The organism is Anaerococcus kampingae (genome assembly GCF_046365475.1).
GTDB lineage: Bacteria > Bacillota > Clostridia > Tissierellales > Peptoniphilaceae > Anaerococcus > Anaerococcus kampingae.
Genome location: NZ_JBGMEF010000011.1, coordinates 60,420 through 77,974, shown reverse-complemented (window position 1 = coordinate 77,974; position 17,555 = coordinate 60,420). Strand labels below are relative to the sequence as shown.

The 17,555-nt window shown below is 35.2% G+C and carries 15 protein-coding genes; 10 read left to right on the top strand and 5 right to left on the bottom strand.

All coding sequences use genetic code 11. The annotated features are described in order from the left end of the window. Positions 1 to 302: 302 nt before the first annotated feature. Positions 303 to 1,628, top strand: coding sequence for a hemolysin family protein (locus ACCQ42_RS02285; RefSeq protein WP_410035235.1), 1,326 nt, complete (start codon positions 303 to 305; stop codon positions 1,626 to 1,628). Positions 1,629 to 1,679: 51 nt separating this feature from the next. On the opposite strand, the gene ACCQ42_RS02280 is transcribed toward ACCQ42_RS02285, so the two are convergent. From ACCQ42_RS02280 to galE, 4 genes are all read right to left on the bottom strand, one after another. Continuing rightward, positions 1,680 to 2,546 carry a hypothetical protein gene (locus ACCQ42_RS02280; RefSeq protein WP_410035234.1) on the bottom strand — a complete coding sequence of 289 codons (867 nt, stop codon included), beginning with the start codon at positions 2,544 to 2,546 and terminating at the stop codon, positions 1,680 to 1,682. 116 nt (positions 2,547 to 2,662) lie between these two features. Then, entirely contained in the window at positions 2,663 to 3,136 is a 474-nt protein-coding gene (locus ACCQ42_RS02275) for a PTS sugar transporter subunit IIB (protein WP_265214549.1), read from the bottom strand. 94 nt (positions 3,137 to 3,230) lie between these two features. Next, positions 3,231 to 4,154 carry a nucleotidyltransferase family protein gene (locus ACCQ42_RS02270; RefSeq protein WP_410035233.1) on the bottom strand — a complete coding sequence of 308 codons (924 nt, stop codon included), beginning with the start codon at positions 4,152 to 4,154 and terminating at the stop codon, positions 3,231 to 3,233. A gap of 2 nt (positions 4,155 to 4,156) precedes the next feature. Continuing rightward, a complete protein-coding gene (galE, locus tag ACCQ42_RS02265) occupies positions 4,157 to 5,182 on the bottom strand; it encodes a UDP-glucose 4-epimerase GalE (RefSeq protein ID WP_410035232.1) in 1,026 nt (341 codons plus the stop codon). A 409-nt stretch (positions 5,183 to 5,591) separates the two neighbouring features. On the opposite strand from galE, the gene thrS reads away from it, so the two are divergent. The 8 genes from thrS to ACCQ42_RS02225 all read left to right on the top strand — a co-directional run bounded on the left by thrS (position 5,592) and on the right by ACCQ42_RS02225 (position 15,317). Further along, a complete protein-coding gene (gene thrS, locus ACCQ42_RS02260) occupies positions 5,592 to 7,514 on the top strand; it encodes a threonine--tRNA ligase (protein ID WP_311530791.1) in 1,923 nt (640 codons plus the stop codon). Then, on the top strand, positions 7,486 to 8,691 hold the full coding sequence (locus ACCQ42_RS02255; protein ID WP_410035231.1) for a carboxylate--amine ligase: 1,206 nt from the start codon (positions 7,486 to 7,488) through the stop codon (positions 8,689 to 8,691). The genes thrS and ACCQ42_RS02255 overlap by 29 nt, the downstream gene beginning before the upstream one ends. A 69-nt stretch (positions 8,692 to 8,760) precedes the next feature. Further along, positions 8,761 to 10,122, top strand: a complete 1,362-nt coding sequence (locus tag ACCQ42_RS02250; protein WP_410035230.1) for an MATE family efflux transporter — start codon at positions 8,761 to 8,763, stop codon at positions 10,120 to 10,122. 182 nt (positions 10,123 to 10,304) lie between these two features. Beyond that, positions 10,305 to 10,508 (top strand): helix-turn-helix domain-containing protein, encoded by a 204-nt coding sequence (locus tag ACCQ42_RS02245; protein ID WP_410035229.1) that lies wholly within the window; start codon positions 10,305 to 10,307, stop codon positions 10,506 to 10,508. A gap of 65 nt (positions 10,509 to 10,573) precedes the next feature. Further along, positions 10,574 to 11,227, top strand: a complete 654-nt coding sequence (locus ACCQ42_RS02240) for a response regulator transcription factor (RefSeq protein WP_410035228.1) — start codon at positions 10,574 to 10,576, stop codon at positions 11,225 to 11,227. Continuing rightward, positions 11,215 to 12,087: a sensor histidine kinase gene (locus ACCQ42_RS02235; protein ID WP_410035227.1), complete on the top strand. Its 873-nt coding sequence runs from the start codon at positions 11,215 to 11,217 to the stop codon at positions 12,085 to 12,087. The genes ACCQ42_RS02240 and ACCQ42_RS02235 overlap by 13 nt, the downstream gene beginning before the upstream one ends. A gap of 88 nt (positions 12,088 to 12,175) precedes the next feature. Then, entirely contained in the window at positions 12,176 to 12,853 is a 678-nt protein-coding gene (locus ACCQ42_RS02230; RefSeq protein ID WP_040541789.1) for an ABC transporter ATP-binding protein, read from the top strand. Beyond that, positions 12,816 to 15,317, top strand: coding sequence for an ABC transporter permease (locus ACCQ42_RS02225; RefSeq protein WP_410035226.1), 2,502 nt, complete (start codon positions 12,816 to 12,818; stop codon positions 15,315 to 15,317). The genes ACCQ42_RS02230 and ACCQ42_RS02225 overlap by 38 nt, the downstream gene beginning before the upstream one ends. A gap of 435 nt (positions 15,318 to 15,752) precedes the next feature. Here the strand turns inward: ACCQ42_RS02225 and ACCQ42_RS02220 are convergent, their stop codons facing one another. Further along, positions 15,753 to 16,919: an uL1 family ribosomal protein gene (locus ACCQ42_RS02220; protein WP_410035225.1), complete on the bottom strand. Its 1,167-nt coding sequence runs from the start codon at positions 16,917 to 16,919 to the stop codon at positions 15,753 to 15,755. A gap of 153 nt (positions 16,920 to 17,072) precedes the next feature. Between ACCQ42_RS02220 and ACCQ42_RS02215 the strand changes: the two genes are divergently transcribed. Then, the gene (locus ACCQ42_RS02215; protein ID WP_410035224.1) at positions 17,073 to 17,549 is read left to right on the top strand and encodes a GNAT family N-acetyltransferase; all 477 of its coding nucleotides are present in this window, start codon (positions 17,073 to 17,075) and stop codon (positions 17,547 to 17,549) included. The last annotated feature ends 6 nt before the right edge of the window (positions 17,550 to 17,555 follow it).

Genomic DNA, 17,555 nt, shown 5'->3' with positions numbered 1-17,555 from the left:
AGCTACAACTTTTGGGGAGTCCTACAGAACATGTGGAACGTTCCCTTGGCTCTCCCCCTTTGGCGAAGTCATCAGCTTGATGACAATAATTTATTAAAATATGAAGTTACGAAGAATTAAAGCCTATAATAATATTATCTTGGATAATAAAGCGAAAAATTATTATATTAAATAATAAAAAAGGGGTTTTAGGGGAAAGCCCCCTAAAATAATATATCTTGGATAAAACAAGTCTTTGACTTTAGCCCCAACACTTGATATAGTTATAGTAATTGATTATTTTACAATAAGGAGAGATTTTTATGGAAACTGGGCCCTACCACAGTTTGATTACGATTTTAGTTACAATTGGATTAATTTTATTAAATGGATTTTTGACTAGCTTACATACTTCGCTTATTTCCCTTAATGGAGCTAAGCTTAGGGAGGCGGCTGAGTCTGGGGATGATAAGGCGGCTAGCCTTTTTAAGCTTGTTACTGATCAGGATAGGCTTAATCAGTCTTTTGCTATGATTAATGCTTTTTTATCCCTTATTACCCTCGCCTTTTTGGCTAAGAGGATAAGGGATATGTCTCTGCTTGCTTCCTTTATTTCAGATTCTTCTGTTTTGTTTTTTACAATTATTGCCTATATCATTATTAAGATAATTTTTGTAGACAAGATTCCGCAGAGGTTTGGGGTTAGAAATCCTATGGCCCTTTCTTCTGGGGCAAGCGGCCTTGCTAGGCTTGTTATTTTCCTTACCAGTCCCTTGGTTAAGTTTACCGACCTTATTACCAATTTTATTATGAAGATTTTTGGGATTAAGGCTAAGGATATACAAAGGGAAGTTACTGGCGAGCAGATTAAATCTATTGTCCAGATTGGAGAAGACCAGGGAATTATTCGACCTATGGAGTCTAAGATGATTCATTCTATCATGAGTTTTGATGATATCCTGGCTGAGGAGATTATGACTGCAAGGACTGATGTCTTTATGATTGATATTAATGATAAGGATAGGACTTTCCTTGAGGAGTTTGTCAAAATTAGACACAATAGGATTCCAGTTTATGAGGATGATGTGGATAATATTTTGGGTATTATCTATACCAAGGACTATCTTTTGGAGGCTACTAAGGTTGGCCTTAGTGATGTTAATATTAGAGATATCTTAAGACCGGCTCATTTTGCTCCTGATAAGATTGAAGCTGACAAGCTCTTTTCTGATATGCAGAAAAACCACATCCATATGGCTATTCTTATCGATGAATATGGTGGATTTTCTGGAGTTTTGACTATGGAAGACTTGATCGAGGAGATTGTAGGAGATATGGAGGATTCCTTTGACTATGATATTCCTGATATCAAGATTAATAACAAGAATGTCTTTGTGGTCAAGGCTTCTATTGGTATCAAGGACTTAAATGAGAAGATTCCAATTGATATAGATGAAGAAAATGAAAACTACGATTCGCTCGGCGGTTTTATTATAGATAGGCTTGGCTATATACCAGAAAAGGATGCCAAGGAGACCATTATCTATAATGGCTACGAGATCAAAATTCTTTATATGGAAGACAATAGGATTAAGGCCTGCAGGATTCGAAAATTGAAGGAAGATGAAGATAAAAAAGAAGAGGAATAAAAAAGTCATTGCCTGTCTAGCTTTTGCTAGGTTTGTGCAATGACTTTTTTTCTATTCTTCTGCTTCTAGGTTAGGTTTTAGGATTATGGATTTTAATTTACCTTCCTGATCAAAGGCAAAGAGCAATTCTAGGTTGTCCTTATCTTTTGATACTGCTGTTATGAAGATATTTACCATGTCTTTTTTATCCTTTAGGTCTTTAAGGTTTGGGTTTGATAGGAATTGGTATTCCATGCCTGTGATTCCGCCAGCTTCATCGAAGGCCTCTTGTAAGGCTTGGTAGATTTCTTCCTTATCTGCCAAATCTGGAGTTTCCTGGTCAAATTCTTCTTTTCTTTGGTTGTAGATTAAATTTACTAGGTTGTTGGCCTTTTGGAGCTCGTCTTGGTATTTTTCTGTCATGTATTTTTGCTCTTTTTCGAAGGAATATGGGCTTATTTGATAATTTGTAAGCTTGCCATCTTTATTCCTAACTAGAGTAAATTCCAAGCTTCCTTCTTCATTTATGCTTATTACCCTTATTATGGTACCATCTGTAGTCTCGCTTGTTTCGTTTGTTATAGCCTTTATTCCGCCTATGTGTCCGTAGTCATCTATCGGTTTAAAGGATGCGGCAATCTTATCATTATCCATTAGCTTTCTATAATCATCGGCCAAGAGATTTGAAAATTCCTCGCTTCTTTTCTCATCGACAAGTCTTAGGACGCTTAAAACGAAGGCTTTGTCTTCATCTTTTATATTTTTGTCTATAAAGGTGTATTTAAGCAAAGCATCTCCTATGTCATCTTTTACCATGACACTTTCTAGCTTATTTTCTGTATTTTCTTTTACATCAGCCTTAGGCTTTTCTTTTTTAGCACAGGCTGAAAGTGCTAGTACACATAGGCCTAGGGCTAGTAAGTTTTTAATTTTTCTCATATATCCTCCTTGAACTTATTCTTATTTTACCATAAAGGCTTGAAAAATCTTCTTTTGAGGGCCTTTCATCTTAAAATGGGCACAAAAAAGCCAATCCTTTTGGATTGGCTTTAAAATTAAAATAATAGATTTTCGTCAGAAGATTCATCACTTGATAGGATTCTTAGGTCAAGCTTAACTCCCTTATCGTGGATTTTCTTAAAGTTTGCTCTATCTTCTGCATCTACAAAGACATCGTCAATTACCTTTTCTTTGCCTGGTAGTTCTCTCATGTTTCCTACGTTGATTGATTTTATATCAAGACCGCCATCTAATAGTTTTAGGGCATCTTCTGGGCCTTCTACTAGGATTAGTACCTTTTTGCCGTCGTGGTCATCTTTTATTTTTTCGATTAGGTTTTCAACGCTTAGAAATCTTGAGTCAGCGTAAAGTGGGGTAGCTATGTTCATTAGCTTTTGTGTATCTCTATCTTCTGCTACTCTATCATTTGCTACTACTATTAGGTTAGCGCCTTCTTCTTTTACCCAGCTTCTTGCCACTTGTCCGTGTAGAAGTCTGTCGTCGATTCTTACAAATACTATTTCTGCCATTTTAGCCTCCTTGTTTATTTTGTAATGATTGCTTAATTAATTTTATAATTTCACAAATACTATATATCACTTATAATTTAATTCAAATTTATTTTTACTTAGACCATATATTTTCTGGATAGATCCCATCATCTAGCATCTTTTTGAAGGCTTCTTGAGCTAGGGCCAAATCCTCTTTGTAGGTGATTCCTATCCATCTTTCACTTGTTGGGATTATTGTTACTTCTGCCTTGTCACTTCTTATTAGCTCATCTATCATTTCTGGTAGGACATATTCGCATTTTTCCAAATTTTCCTTGTTTTTTTCTAGGTATTTTATGAAGTGCTCTTCGCCTAGGTCTATAAATTTAGGGAAGGATGCCCAGAGATTCATTGATACTAGGGACTCTAGGTTGAGGATGTCAGAGTCAAGCTCTTCCTTTGATGAGAAGGTCTTAGCTTCCTTGTCATAAGAGATTTCGTGGGTTTCTATAATTTTTACTAGCTTGTTATCTTCATTTCCTATTGAAACTCCCCTGGTGACTGTGCCGTTGTCTGATAGGGTGTTTTTAAGCTTATAGCCTGCCATGGCGATTTGAAGCTTGCCATTTTGATCGGCAGGAGTCTTTACTAAGAAGTCGTGGAGGTCTTTAAAGACTGATTTGCCATAATAATCATCTGCATTTATTACAAGAAATGGCTCTTTTACAAGGCCTTTGGTGGATAAAACTGCATCTACTGTGCCCCAAGGTTTGGTCCTTGCTGCTGGAGATTCAAAGCCTCCTGGTAGACTCATATCTTGGTAGGCATATTCTACTTCGATTATTTTTTCTATCCTATTGCCTATTATTTCTTTGAAGTCTTTTTCTATGTCACGCCTTATGATAAAGACTACCTTGTCAAAGCCAGCTTCGATTGCATCAAAGATTGAATAATCTATGATTGTATAACCATTTTCATCCATCTTGGCTAGTTGCTTGATGCCTGCTCCGTATCTTGATCCTATGCCTGCGGCAAGGACCACTAGACTTGTCTTCATTCTTACTCCTTTTCTTCATAACCATTTGGGTTATTTTTTTGCCATCTCCAAGAATCTTCGCACATCTCTTCGATTCCATTTTCTGCCTTCCAACCAAGAAGTCTGTAGGCCTTTGAGGCATCTGCGTAGGTTCTTGCTATGTCTCCTTCCCTTCTTGGGACGATTTTGTAAGGGATTTCTCTGCCAGATGCCTTTTCAAAGGCTCTTAGGACTTCAAGGACTGAGTAGCCCTTGCCTGTGGCAAGATTTATTATCTCAACACCTTTTAGCTCATCTATCTTATCACAAGCTAGGACATGGCCCTTGGCGAGGTCTACTACGTGGATATAATCCCTAACTCCAGTTCCGTCTGGTGTATCATAATCATCGCCAAAGACTCTTAAATAGTCAAGTTTTCCTACTGCTACCTGGGCGATGTATGGGAGTAGGTTGTTTGGAATGCCTTGTGGGTCTTCGCCAATTTTTCCTGACTTGTGGGCTCCGATTGGGTTAAAGTACCTGAGTAATACTACCTTCCAAGAAGGATCTGATGTATAAAGGTCGGTCATGATTTGTTCCATCATTGACTTAGTCCAGCCGTAAGGGTTGGTGCATTCGCCTTTTGGGAAGTCTTCTGTTACAGGTACTTCTTCTGGGTCTCCATAGACTGTGGCTGACGATGAGAAGATTATATTTTTGCATCCTACTTCATTCATAGCTGCAAGGAGGGAGAGGGTCCCTGTGATGTTGTTATGATAATATTCTAGAGGTTTCTTTACAGATTCTCCTACAGCCTTAAGGGCTGCGCAGTGGATTACCACGTCTATTTTTTCATTTTTTAAGACTTCTATGAGCTTATCCTTATCAAGAACATCTGCCTCATAGAATGTTAGCTTTTTGCCAGAAATTTCTTCGACCCTGTCTAGGGCTATAGTTGAAGAATTTATGAGATTATCATAAATTACAACTCCGTAGTCCTTGGCTAAAAGTTCTACTGCTATATGACTACCTATGTAGCCGCATCCTCCAGTTATCAATACCTTTTTCATATGTCTACCTTTCTTCTTATATATAATACAATTATACTATAATGTGAAGAAATTTTGAAGCTTTTAAATCCATATGAAAGGTTTAGAAAGATTATAAAAAAATAATCTTAGTTTTATTAAGATAATTTGCAAATTTTTTCCTTTTGAGTAAAATGAAATCATATATTAGACTATGAAGGGACTTTGGATAAGATTTTACCTACAGAGAGGAGCCGGAAGGTGCAAGGCTTTGATAAATTTATTCACTACCAACCCTGAGTTTCATGTGAGATAAGCATGACGTATGGCTGCGATAAGGCTTTCAATGAGTTTAAAATTAGGTGGAACCACGAATCTTTCGTCCTGATATCCCTTTGGGGTATCAGGATTTTTTGATTTCGAGCCTATCTGAAAAATTAAGGAGAAAATTATGATTAAAATTAAATTACCAGACGGATCAGTTAAGGAATATGAAAGTGGAGTCTTGGTAGGAGATGTAACAAAGGATATCTCTGAAGGACTTTATAGGGCAGCAGTCGGTGCTGTTGTAAATGGAAAAGTTATGGGCTATGAAGAGCCTATAAATGAAGATAGCGACTTTAGAGTTGTTAAATTTGAAGATGCAGAAGGTAAGGAAATCTTCTGGCATACATCAAGCCATGTCATGGCTGCAGCTATCAAAGAGCTTTGGCCTGAGACAAAATTTGCTATAGGACCTGCCATAGCTGATGGTTTCTACTACGACATGGACCTAGAACACAGATTTACTCCAGAAGATTTAGAAAAAATTGAAAAGAAGATGAAAGAGATTGCCAAAGCTGACCTTAAGTTAGAAAGAGTTGAAGTCTCAAGGGATGAAGCCCTTAAGCTCTTTAAGGAAGAGGGCCAAGACTATAAGGTTGAGCTTATAGAAGATTTACCAGCTGATGAGCTAATCACTCTTTATAAGATGGGCGATGCCTTCACAGACCTTTGCAGGGGACCACACCTTGTATCAACAAAGAAAATTAAGGCAATCAAGCTTAAAGCTATAGCAGGTGCTTATTGGAGAGGAGATTCTGATAAGGCCATGCTTCAAAGAATCTACGGTATATCTTTTGAAAAGGCTAAAGAATTAGAAGAATACGAAGTCCTACAAGAAGAAATCAAAAGACGTGATCACAGAAAGATTGGCAAGGAAATGGACCTATTTGCCTTCCATGAAGAAGGACCAGGCTTCCCATTCTTCCATCCAAACGGCATGATTCTAATGAATGAGCTCCTTGACTGGTGGAGGGGTGTCCTTGATAAGAATGGTTATGGGGAAATCAAAACACCACTTATCCTAAATGAGGCCCTATGGCACAGATCAGGCCACTGGGACCACTATAAGGAAAATATGTACTTTACAAAGATAGATGATGAAGATTACGCAATCAAGCCAATGAACTGCCCAGGTTCAGTTTTAACTTATGCATCTAACCAACATTCTTATAGGGACCTACCAATAAGACTTGCAGAATTTGGCCAAGTTCACAGACACGAGCTTTCAGGTACTCTTCACGGCCTATTTAGGGTAAGAACATTCACTCAAGATGATGCCCATGTTTATTGTCTTCCAAGCCAAATCAAAGAAGAAGTTTACAAAATGATTGACTTAGCAGACCTTCTTTACTCAACATTTGGTTTTAAATACACAATAGAATTATCTACAAGACCTGATGACTTCATGGGAGATATCAAGGATTGGGACTTTGCTGAAGACCAACTAAAGGCTGCCCTTGAAGAAAGAAATATAGAATATCAAATAAACCCAGGCGATGGTGCCTTCTATGGTCCAAAAATCGACTTCCACCTACTAGATGCTGCTAAGAGAGAATGGCAATGTGGTACAATCCAGCTTGACTTCCAATTACCAGCCAACTTCAACCTAGAATATGTAGATGAAGATGGTTCTAAAAAACGTCCAGTAATGCTCCACAGGGCCCTACTTGGTTCTGTCGAAAGATTTATCGGTGTCCTAACAGAACACTTTGCAGGAAGATTCCCACTTTGGATTAACCCAAGACAAGTAACAATCATCCCTGTAGCAGATAGGTTTGCAGATAAGGCAAATGAACTAGCAGACAAAATCAAAGAAGCTGGCTTTAGGGTAAATGTAGACGCAAGAAGCGAGGGAGTAGGCTATAAGATTAGGGCTGCTCAAATGATGAGAGCAAACTACATGCTAGTAGTAGGCGAAAAAGAAATCGAATCAGGCCTACTAACTGTAAGAAACAGAGACGGCGAAGAAACTAAAGATGTCAAAGTAGAAGACTTCATCTCACAAATTTCTAAGGAAAGAGATGAAAAATCAAGGGAATCTATCTATTAATATGACCTATAATGCTATAATCCTAGGCACAGACCACAACTCCTACTCGGTGGCCAGGTCCTTTTATGAGGCCTATGGCAAAAAGCCAATAGTGGCTGGCTCTGCAGTCCTTGTGCCCTTCTATAAGTCAAAGATAGCAGATATATACACAGCAAAGAACTTTTCATCAGATGATGAGGTCTTTGTCAAAACCCTAAATGATTTGGCTAAGGCAAGGGATGAGGAAGATTTTATCTTCTTCGCCCCAACAGAGCATTATGTAGACTTGCTCCTAAGAAATATAGATAAGCTTGACTTTTCTTATCGAGTCCCTTATCCAAATCCAGAAGAGGCTGCTAAGTTAATCAAAAAGTCTGAATTTTACAAGCTTTTGGAAAAATTTGGCCTACCATACCCTAAGACCTTTAGGGCAGCAAGGGATAATTGGAAGGACCTAGACCTTGATGGCGAGCTTTTCCTAAAGGCTGATGAATATGATGATTTCATAGCAAGCGATATAAAAGTTAAGCAAAAAGGCTACCATGTAAAGGATAAAAGAAAAGCCTTAGATGTTTTAGAAAATATCTACGACAGTGACTACCAAGGCCATGTCATTGTCCAAGAATTTATCCACGGAGGCCAGGGTAGCGAATATTCCCTAAACGGATATAGGGCAAAGGATGGGTCTATATCAATGGTTCTTGCTAGAAATCTCCTATCAGACATGCGTCCTATGTGGGTAGGCAACCACCTAGTCCAGGTTGACCATGACGAAAAAGCTATGTATGACCTAGCAGAGGAGATTGTGACCAACTTATCTTATGAGGGCCTTTTCAATTTAGACTTTAAAAAAGATAGTCAAAGTGGTAAGATTTATATCCTGGAGATGAATATTAGACAAGGCAGGACCTTCTATTATTCAACCCTAGGCGGAGTCAACCTCATAAAGATAGCAACAGATGATCTAGTTTTAGGCAAATCTGTTAGCGAGAGGACCAAAAGGCCTTTTATGCTTACAGCTATCAACAAGGATGTGGCAAGAAGCCATGTAGATCCTTCACTATTAGAAGAGTTTGACAAGAAAGAAAGAAATGAAAACTCAGCCATCCACATCATAAACAAGATGGATGATGGTTTTATGAGAAGTTTGAAAGTTAAAGAAGCCCTAAAAAGGCAAGAAAAAGAATTATTTGACTAAGCTTGAAGAGATAGAAGCAAAAAAATGCGGCTATCTCTTTATCTTGTAAAGAAAACAAAAGGAGGTTTTATGAGCGAAACAAAAGTGACAGAAAACAGAATGGGGACCATGCCTGTTGGCAAGCTTCTTTTCTCTATGTCTTTGCCGATTATTATTTCGTTTTTGGTCCAATCAGTCTATAACTTGGTCGACTCAATATTTGTGGCAAGGCTATCTGAAAAGGCCCTAACAGCAGTATCCTTGTGTTTTCCGGTCCAAAATATAATGATATCTGTGGCAGTTGGTATAGGTGTAGGATCTGCAGCCCTTATTTCAAGGTATCTGGGCATGAATGATAAAAAAAGAGTGGGTCAAGTTGCAACTCACGGCTTAATCTTAGCGGCCCTTGCTACAGGATTATTTGTTTTATTTGCAATATTTTTTACATCCTTTTATGCAAGTAGCCAGTCACAAGACCCTGAGATAATTAAGTATACAGAAGAATACCTATCTGTAGTGCTCATATTTTGTGGCGGGGTATTTTTCCAAATATTTTTTGAAAAGACCCTCCAAACAACAGGTAATACAGTTTACACCATGGTTACCCAGGGAACAGGAGCGGTGATAAATATTATTCTTGACCCAATCATGATCTTTGGCCTACTTGGCTTTCCTGCCATGGGCGTAAGGGGAGCGGCCCTTGCGACAATCATTGGCCAAACAGGAGGAGCCCTAGTCGGAGTGTATTTTCACACCCATAAGAATAAGGAAGTTAACTTCGAATTTCATAAGTTCCGCTTCCACGGCGATATCCTAAGTCAAATATTTACAATAGGCCTTCCATCAATAATAATGAGTGGTATCGGTGCTTTTGTCCTATTTTTCATGAATGCTATGCTTTATGGCTTTGGTTCATCAGCTGTAGCTGCTTATGGTATTATGTTTAAGCTCCAGTCCTTTGCTTTTATGCCAATGTTTGGTATATCAAATGCCCTTCTTGCCATAGTTTCTTTTAACTTCGGAGCAAGAAATAAGGAGAGGATAAAAAAAGCAATCAGGCTTTCTATGACAGCATCTTTTGCGATTGTTGGCCTATCAATAATACTCATGTGGGCCTTTACCAATCAAATTTTTGACCTCTTTGCTGCCACTGATGTCATGAGAGATATTGGTATACCAATGATTAGGATAGTTTCCCTATCCCTTATTATTTCTATCCCATCAGTAGTAGGTGTAGGTGGAGTCTTCCAAGCTCTTGGCAATTGGAAGTTCCCAATCTTCCAGTCTTTCTTAAGACAGGTCATTATACTTCTTCCTATATTTTACCTATTTACAAAGACAGGTAGGCTAGATATAGCTTGGTGGGCCTTTGTGATTAGCGAAATTATCAATAGCTCGGTATGCGTATATTTCCTAAAGAGAGATATCAGAAATAAGATTGATGTTTTATAAAATTTAGCCCTTAGGGGCTATTTTTTATGAATAAATCTATATTTAAAATCTTGTTCTAATATATTTTCGATTAAAAAAGAGGGGATAAATCTGTCATAAAAATATACAAAGATTAACTTATAGAATATAGTATAATATTACAGAAATACTGTACAAAGTAGAAGACTAGATTGAGGTGGATTATGGGATTTTCCTATGATAAATTATGGAAAAAATTAATAGATAAAAAGATGAATAAACGAGACTTACAAAAAGCCATAAACACAACTCCTCATACCATAGCTAAAATGGGACGAGACGAAAATGTGAGTATGGAAATACTTGGCAGAATTTGTAGGTATTTTAAATGTGATATATCTGATGTATTGGAGTATAGAGATGAGTGAAAACTTACATAATAATTCGATACTATATTTGTGATTATGGAATTTAATTAATGGCGGTAGAAACTATGAAAAAGATATTAATAATTGAAGATGACAAAAATTTAAATAAAGGACTTTCTATAGCTCTCAATAAATACTATGAAGTTTTTTCAGTAAGCACAATTAGTGAAGCTAAGGCATTTATTGATAAAGCCGACTTACTTTTACTTGATATGAATTTACCAGATGGAGATGGACTTGAAATAATAAAATATACGAGACAATCTTCATCAATTCCTATAATAGTTTTATCAGCCATAGATTTAGAAGCATATATAATTTCAGCCATAAATTTAGGGGCAGACGACTATCTAACAAAACCTTTTTCTTTGGGAATATTAGAGGCAAAGATAAAAAGAGCATTTGAAAAAATAGTGTCTAGTGATTTAAATCTTTATAAGAAAGATGGTCTAGATTTTAATTTCAATGAAAATACTTTCTATGTAGACAATAAAAACATAGATCTCACAAGAACAGAGACAAAAATTTTATACTATCTGATAAAAAACAAGTCTCAAGTTATTACTAAGGAATTACTATTTGATTTTGTTTGGGGAGTAGATGATGAATTTATTGATCAAAATACATTGAGCGTAAATATTTCTAGGATAAGAAATAAATTAAAACCCTATGACCCAATAGAAACAGTCTTTGGAGTTGGATATAAATGGAATTTTTAATAGGTCTTTTAGCTCTTATAATTGGAATTCTTTTATATAAGTATATTGGGTTGAGAAGTGAAATGAGTGAACTCTCAGACTATATTGACAAGGCTTTGGATGGAAATTTAGAAATTACAGAATTTGATGAAAAGGAATTATCTAAAATAAAATCAAAACTCATTAAATTCTTATATGCCAGCCAAGTAAAAGAAGCAAAAATAAATATAGAAAAAAATAAAACAAAAGATTTAATAGCAGATATATCACACCAAACCAAGACACCCATTACCAACCTTTCTTTATACATTAGTCTTTTAGAAGATGATCCGAAAGATGAGTATATAGAAATTATAAAGTATGAACTTAATAAACTAGAATTTTTAATCCAAAACCTAGTAAAATCTTCTAGGCTCGAATCCGATATTATTTCCTTACAAAAACATCAAGCAAATTTAAAAGACATAGTAGATGATGTTTTGAGAGAATTTAAAGTCATATTAGATGAAAAAAACATAAGCATAAATTTAAAAGACCAAGACTTAATTTTCGATTTGGACGAAAGATGGCTTAAAGAAGCTATCCACAATCTATTAGATAATGCTATAAAATACTCGCCAAACGGTTCTACTATTAATATTTCAGTTTATAAATCTTACCTAAACTATAATCTAGACATAGAAAATGAGTGCAAAGACCTATCAGAAGAAACTTTGCCCAAAATATTTGAAAGATTTTATAGAGGAAAAAATTCAGTTTCAAAGGACGGTTTGGGTTTAGGTCTATTTATAGCAAGGGAAATTATAGAAAAACATGGTGGAAATATAAGAGCGTCTTTGGATGAAAATAAAATAAAATTTTCAGTAGACTTCCCCTTGTGAGAAGTCTTTTTTCTTACAAAACTGTAAGAAGTCTTGTAAGTACTTTGTAAGATATAAATGTTATATTAAATGTAAAGAGGTGATAGATATGTTAAAAGTAGAAAATTTAAAAAGATATTATAAAACAAATGATGTGGAAGTAAGAGCTCTTGATGGAGTATCTTTCGATGTGGAAAAAGGAGAATTTATTTCTATAATTGGAGCATCTGGATCCGGTAAATCAACCCTATTACATTTATTAGGAGGACTTGATTATCCTACAAGCGGAAAAGTTTTAATTGATGATACCGACATTTATGCATTGAAAGATGATGAGAGAACTATTTTTAGGAGAAGGAATATTGGTTTTGTCTTTCAAGCATATAATCTTTTGCCAATGTTAAATGTGTATGAGAATATAATTATTCCCTTTGGTCTTGATGGGGATAAAGTAGATAAGAAATATGTTGATTCCGTAATAGACATTCTAGAGATAAGCGATCAAAAATATAAAATGCCAAATGAATTATCTGGTGGACAGCAACAAAGGGTTGCCATAGCAAGAGCCTTGGTTACTAAACCATCTTTAATTCTAGCTGACGAACCTACAGGAAATTTAGATTCAAAATCATCTTCGCAAGTTGTTTACTTGTTAAAAAAGATTAATAAAGAGCTTGGGAATACTATCCTTATGATTACTCACGATGATGCTGTCGCTCAAGCTGCAGAAAAAACTCTAAGGATAGAAGATGGAAGGTTGGTGGAAAATAATGAAAGTCAAAAATAAAGCTTACATAAGGAGGCTTGCAAAAAATATTTTAAATGCAAATAAAAGCAGGAGAAATATTCTCTTATTAGCCATTGCTTTGACTTCTATATTATTTACAAGTTTGTTTTCTGTAGCCTTAGGTTTAGGGAAAAGCATGGAAACCCAAACGATGAAAACTGTTGGAACAATCAGCCACGGTTCTTTTAAAGATATTTCCGATGAAGATATAGAAATATTAACCCATGATAAGGATATAAAGGATTTTTCAGTTAGAGAGAAAGTTGGCATTCTTGATGATGAAAAAGTTATGGCAGAACTATCCTATATGGACAAAAAAGGATTTGAATGGTCTCTAATAGAAAAAGTTAAGGGAAAGTTTCCAGAAAAAGAAAACCAAGTATTTATAGATACAGCTACTTCTAAAAAATTAGGTTATAAAGGAGAAATTGGAGAAGAGATAGAAGTTCCTTTCACTATAGAAAAAGCTTACACAGGAGAGATTATCGAAAAGAAAAGTGATAAATTTATTATATCTGGAACTTTTCAAAATCCTATTGACTCTAATGTCGGTGTAGGTCAAATCTATTTATCAAAAGCTTATGTAGATAAATTATCACTTCCAGAAAATAATAAAGATTTGGAAGTAATGCTACAGAATTCCTTTATGATAAGGGATAAACTTATAAAAATTGCAGAGAGAAATGGTTATAAAGTGGTAGATGACCCTGGAAATCTATCCGACAAAGAAATAAGAACTGGTGTTAACTTTGCATATCTTTTATCTGGTGATTCTAGTTTTGATTTTAAAACATTTCTACCCTTCTTAGCTTTTTTGATTTTAGTAATAGTCGCAGGATACTTAATAATAAATAATATTTTCAAAATATCAGTCAATGAAGATATTAAACTTCTGGGACTTTTAAAAACAATTGGAATGACAAAGCCACAAATCAAAAAACTTGTTCATCTTGAGTCTTTAGCAGTCTCCCTTCCTTCAATAATAGTTGGAGATATAGTCGGAATTTCTATAGGGAAAATTATTTTAAATAAAATATTTGCAAATAATGAGATGTTAACGGATGTAAAATTATCGCTCACGGTAATAATCTTAATTATAGTATTTTCGACAGCCTTTACTTTGCTTACTGTATTTCTATCGGTGATGAGACCTGCAAGATATGCAGCAAAAGTTTCTCCAATAGATGCCAGCAGATACAATGAAACCACGATAAAAAAGAAATATAAAAGCGAGAATATTTCTCTAGGAAAGCTTGCTAGAAGACAAGTATTTTCCAATAAATTTAGATTTATATCGATAGTTCTTTCTATTAGCCTATCTGCAGTTATTTTAAACAGTGTATTAACTTATACTGGCAATATTGATTTAGAAAAAGGGATTTCTGATATAATCGTAACGGATTATAATATAGCAAGTCCAAAATATTTCAGATATATGTACTCAGGAAGCGAGGACGGTATCAAGGATAATTTCATTGATGAAATAGAAAATCAAAAGGGATTTAAAGCTGGGGGAGCATTATACTATTATGGTTATGAATACGCTTATCCAGATTTAAAAATAGAAGACAATAAAGTTGCTCCAATATTATTGGGAATAGATGATTATTTAATAAATAAACAGAAATTCATAGACGGCGAATTTGATAGTGATAAATGGAATAATGGATCTTACGCTATCATAGGTGAAGATAGCGATAAAAAATCTCTATTCAAAGCTGGAGATAAAATAAAGATCAAAGTAAATAATAGTATTAAAGAAGTCCAAATTATGGGAAAGATTAATTATAATTTTTCCGATGGATTGAGATACTATCCTATTATCCAGGAAAATAAATTTGATGAGTCTAGCCCTGAGTTAGATCTAGAATATTTTTATTTAAATCCTAATTTGTACAAAGAACTCACAGGCGATAATAGTATAATGTCCTATGGATTTGATGTAGAAGATAGTGAAAAGGAAAATTTTGATAAGTTATTAAAATCTTTTGAAAATAACCCAGACTTTTCCTATGACTCAAGAGATCTTCAAATAAAGTCTTTTAAAGATTTCAAAAATCTTATAGAATTTGTGGGTTATAGTTTATCTATAGTATTGTTTTTAATTTCTGTACTGAATTTTATAAATGTTATTGCTACTGAAATTTTGAGAAATATGGTTAACTTATCAATTCTTGAAGCAATTGGAATGACAAAGAAAAATATTAAAAAATATTTGGTGAAAAAGAATTTGATCTATTCTTTATGTGGCTTAGTATTTTCTTTCATCATTATGCTTCTTGTAGATAAATACATCTTGATAGATTTTATGGAACAAACTAAGTGGACTTCATATAAATTTGTGATCATGCCACTTATCATTGTAAATTTTGTAAATGTAATCATTGGTATAATATTTACAGGTAGGTTCTATGAAAAGCACAGCCAAAACAGTCTTGTAGATAGAATAATAAGTTTAGAATAATATTTTTTATGTTAACCAGAAATAAAAAAGGGGCTGTTGCAGAATTAATAAATCGTCCCAAATCATTAGAGGAACCTCCACGAAAAGTCTCACACGCCGATAGGCTAAACGCCTCAGCTACGGCATCAAGATTTCCATCAAATTACTTCGTAATTTGGGACAAGCATAGACATGAGCCGGCAGGCAATCCGAAGGCGACGGTCGGTCCAAAAATTTTCTAAGAGAGTCTCAATGAGCCGACGGACTTTCCTCTAATGATGGGACGATAGTTATTCATAGTTTTGCAACAACACTTTTTATCTTGCCACCTGAAGACTCTATATATTAGTTCTTCAAAATTCCTAATTTAATGAGCCCTTAGGGGCTATTTTTTTTAACAAAAAAACTAGCAAGCTTATCTTAAGATTTGCTTGCTAGTTTTGATTATAGACTTATTTATTTGTCTTCTTTTGTAGCTGCTTTGTAGATTTCTTCTAGGTAGCCTACTGTGTTATTAAGTGTTGCACCTGTTACTGCATCTACTGGTTTGCCATTTTCGTTTGCATCTATTACTTCTTTGATTTCTTCTGGAGTCTTGCCTACTACGAATTCTTCGATTGCCTTGTAGTTTTCGTCAAGGTTTTTAGTAGCCTTGGCCATATCTTTCATCATCTTAGAATATTCTTCGTTGTTTTCAAGCTTGCTTGAAAGTTTCTTTGCAGGATCTGCGTAGTTTTCGCCGAATTTCTTATCAGAGTTTGGTACTCCAGCATCAGCGATGTATTGAAGTTCATCTATGCTTGCTGCGACAATTTTGCCATCTTCTACTACTACAAATGTATCTGTTACAGCATTTTTTGCACCAGCTGTACCAAAGAATTGTTGAACTTTGATTTTTGCAGGGTCACCCTCAAAGGCAACTGCATTTTCAGATTTTTCAGCTGTGTTGATGATTGCTTGTAGGTAGCCTTTTGTATCTACAAGTGTAGCTCCTGTTACAGCATCGATTGCCTTTCCATCTTCAGCGCCATCTACTACTTCTTTAAGCTCATCTATGGTTTTGCCTTTAGCGAAATCTTGGATAGCTTTGTAGTTATCAGCGATTGATACTGTTGATTTAGCCTTTTCTGTCATAAGCTTAGAATAAGCTTCGCTATTGATAATTTTTGAACCAAGGATTTTGCCTTCTTTTGCACCTTTTTTGAATTCTGTGTCAGAATCTTGGTTTGGAAGGGCTACGAAATCTGATCCTTCGTCAAAATATTGGAACTCATCGATGCTTGCATCTACGATTTTTTCACCATCAGTTACAACAGCAACTCTAGCAAAGGAGCCTTCTCCGTGAGGAGCTTCTAGGCTACGTCTTAGGACAAGTTTGCCCTCAAAGTTTGCCTTTAAATCTTCTACTTTATCTTCTGCTGCATCTTTGGCATCTTCAGCGGCATCCTTTGCATCTTCAGCAGCATCTTCTGCCTTATCTTTTGCATCGCTTGCAGCATCCTTAGCTTCTTCTGCTACATTTTTTGCCTTTTCACCAGCATCTTTTGCTGCTTGGTTGCCACATCCAACAAAGACTAGTGAAAGAGCAAGAGCTAGGCTTGCTAACTTAATTTTGTTTGTCATTTTTCCTCCTATAACATTCATTCATCCAAGTAGTTTGCGTTTTACTTGCAAATGTTTACCGTTTGACTATACCTAACCAATATGAAAATTCAAGCTTTTCTATTTTTCCAAAAATAATATAATTATAGGTGGAATTATAAATGGAGAATAAATATGGGATTAATTTTTACAAATAAGGTCGAAAAAGTCGATTTAGACAAGCTAATGGAAGTCTATAGAGAATCTAATTATGAAAATCTTAATAATCTTTCTTATCCTTGCCTTGATGATTTAGAAAATGCTTACAAGCAATATTTAGTTAAAGATTTTTTTGCAAATAAAGAAAATTACCTAGCTACCTTAAGGGATGAAAACAATTACTTAGCAGCCCTTAGACTTCATAGGGAAGATGGGGGATATTTAATAGAAGCTATTGAAACAAGAGAAGACTCTAGAAAAAAGGGTTATGGTTCAAGGCTTTTAAGCCTTGTAATAAGCAGAGTCCCTGAAGACTTATATTTAAGGTCTGAAGTGGGTGAGGATAATATAAAGTCGATTGGCCTACATAAAAAACAGGGATTTTTTGAAAAAGAAAAAATTGATAAAGGGCTTTTATTTATAAGATTTGGGCAAAAAAAGAAAGCTATATAGAAAACA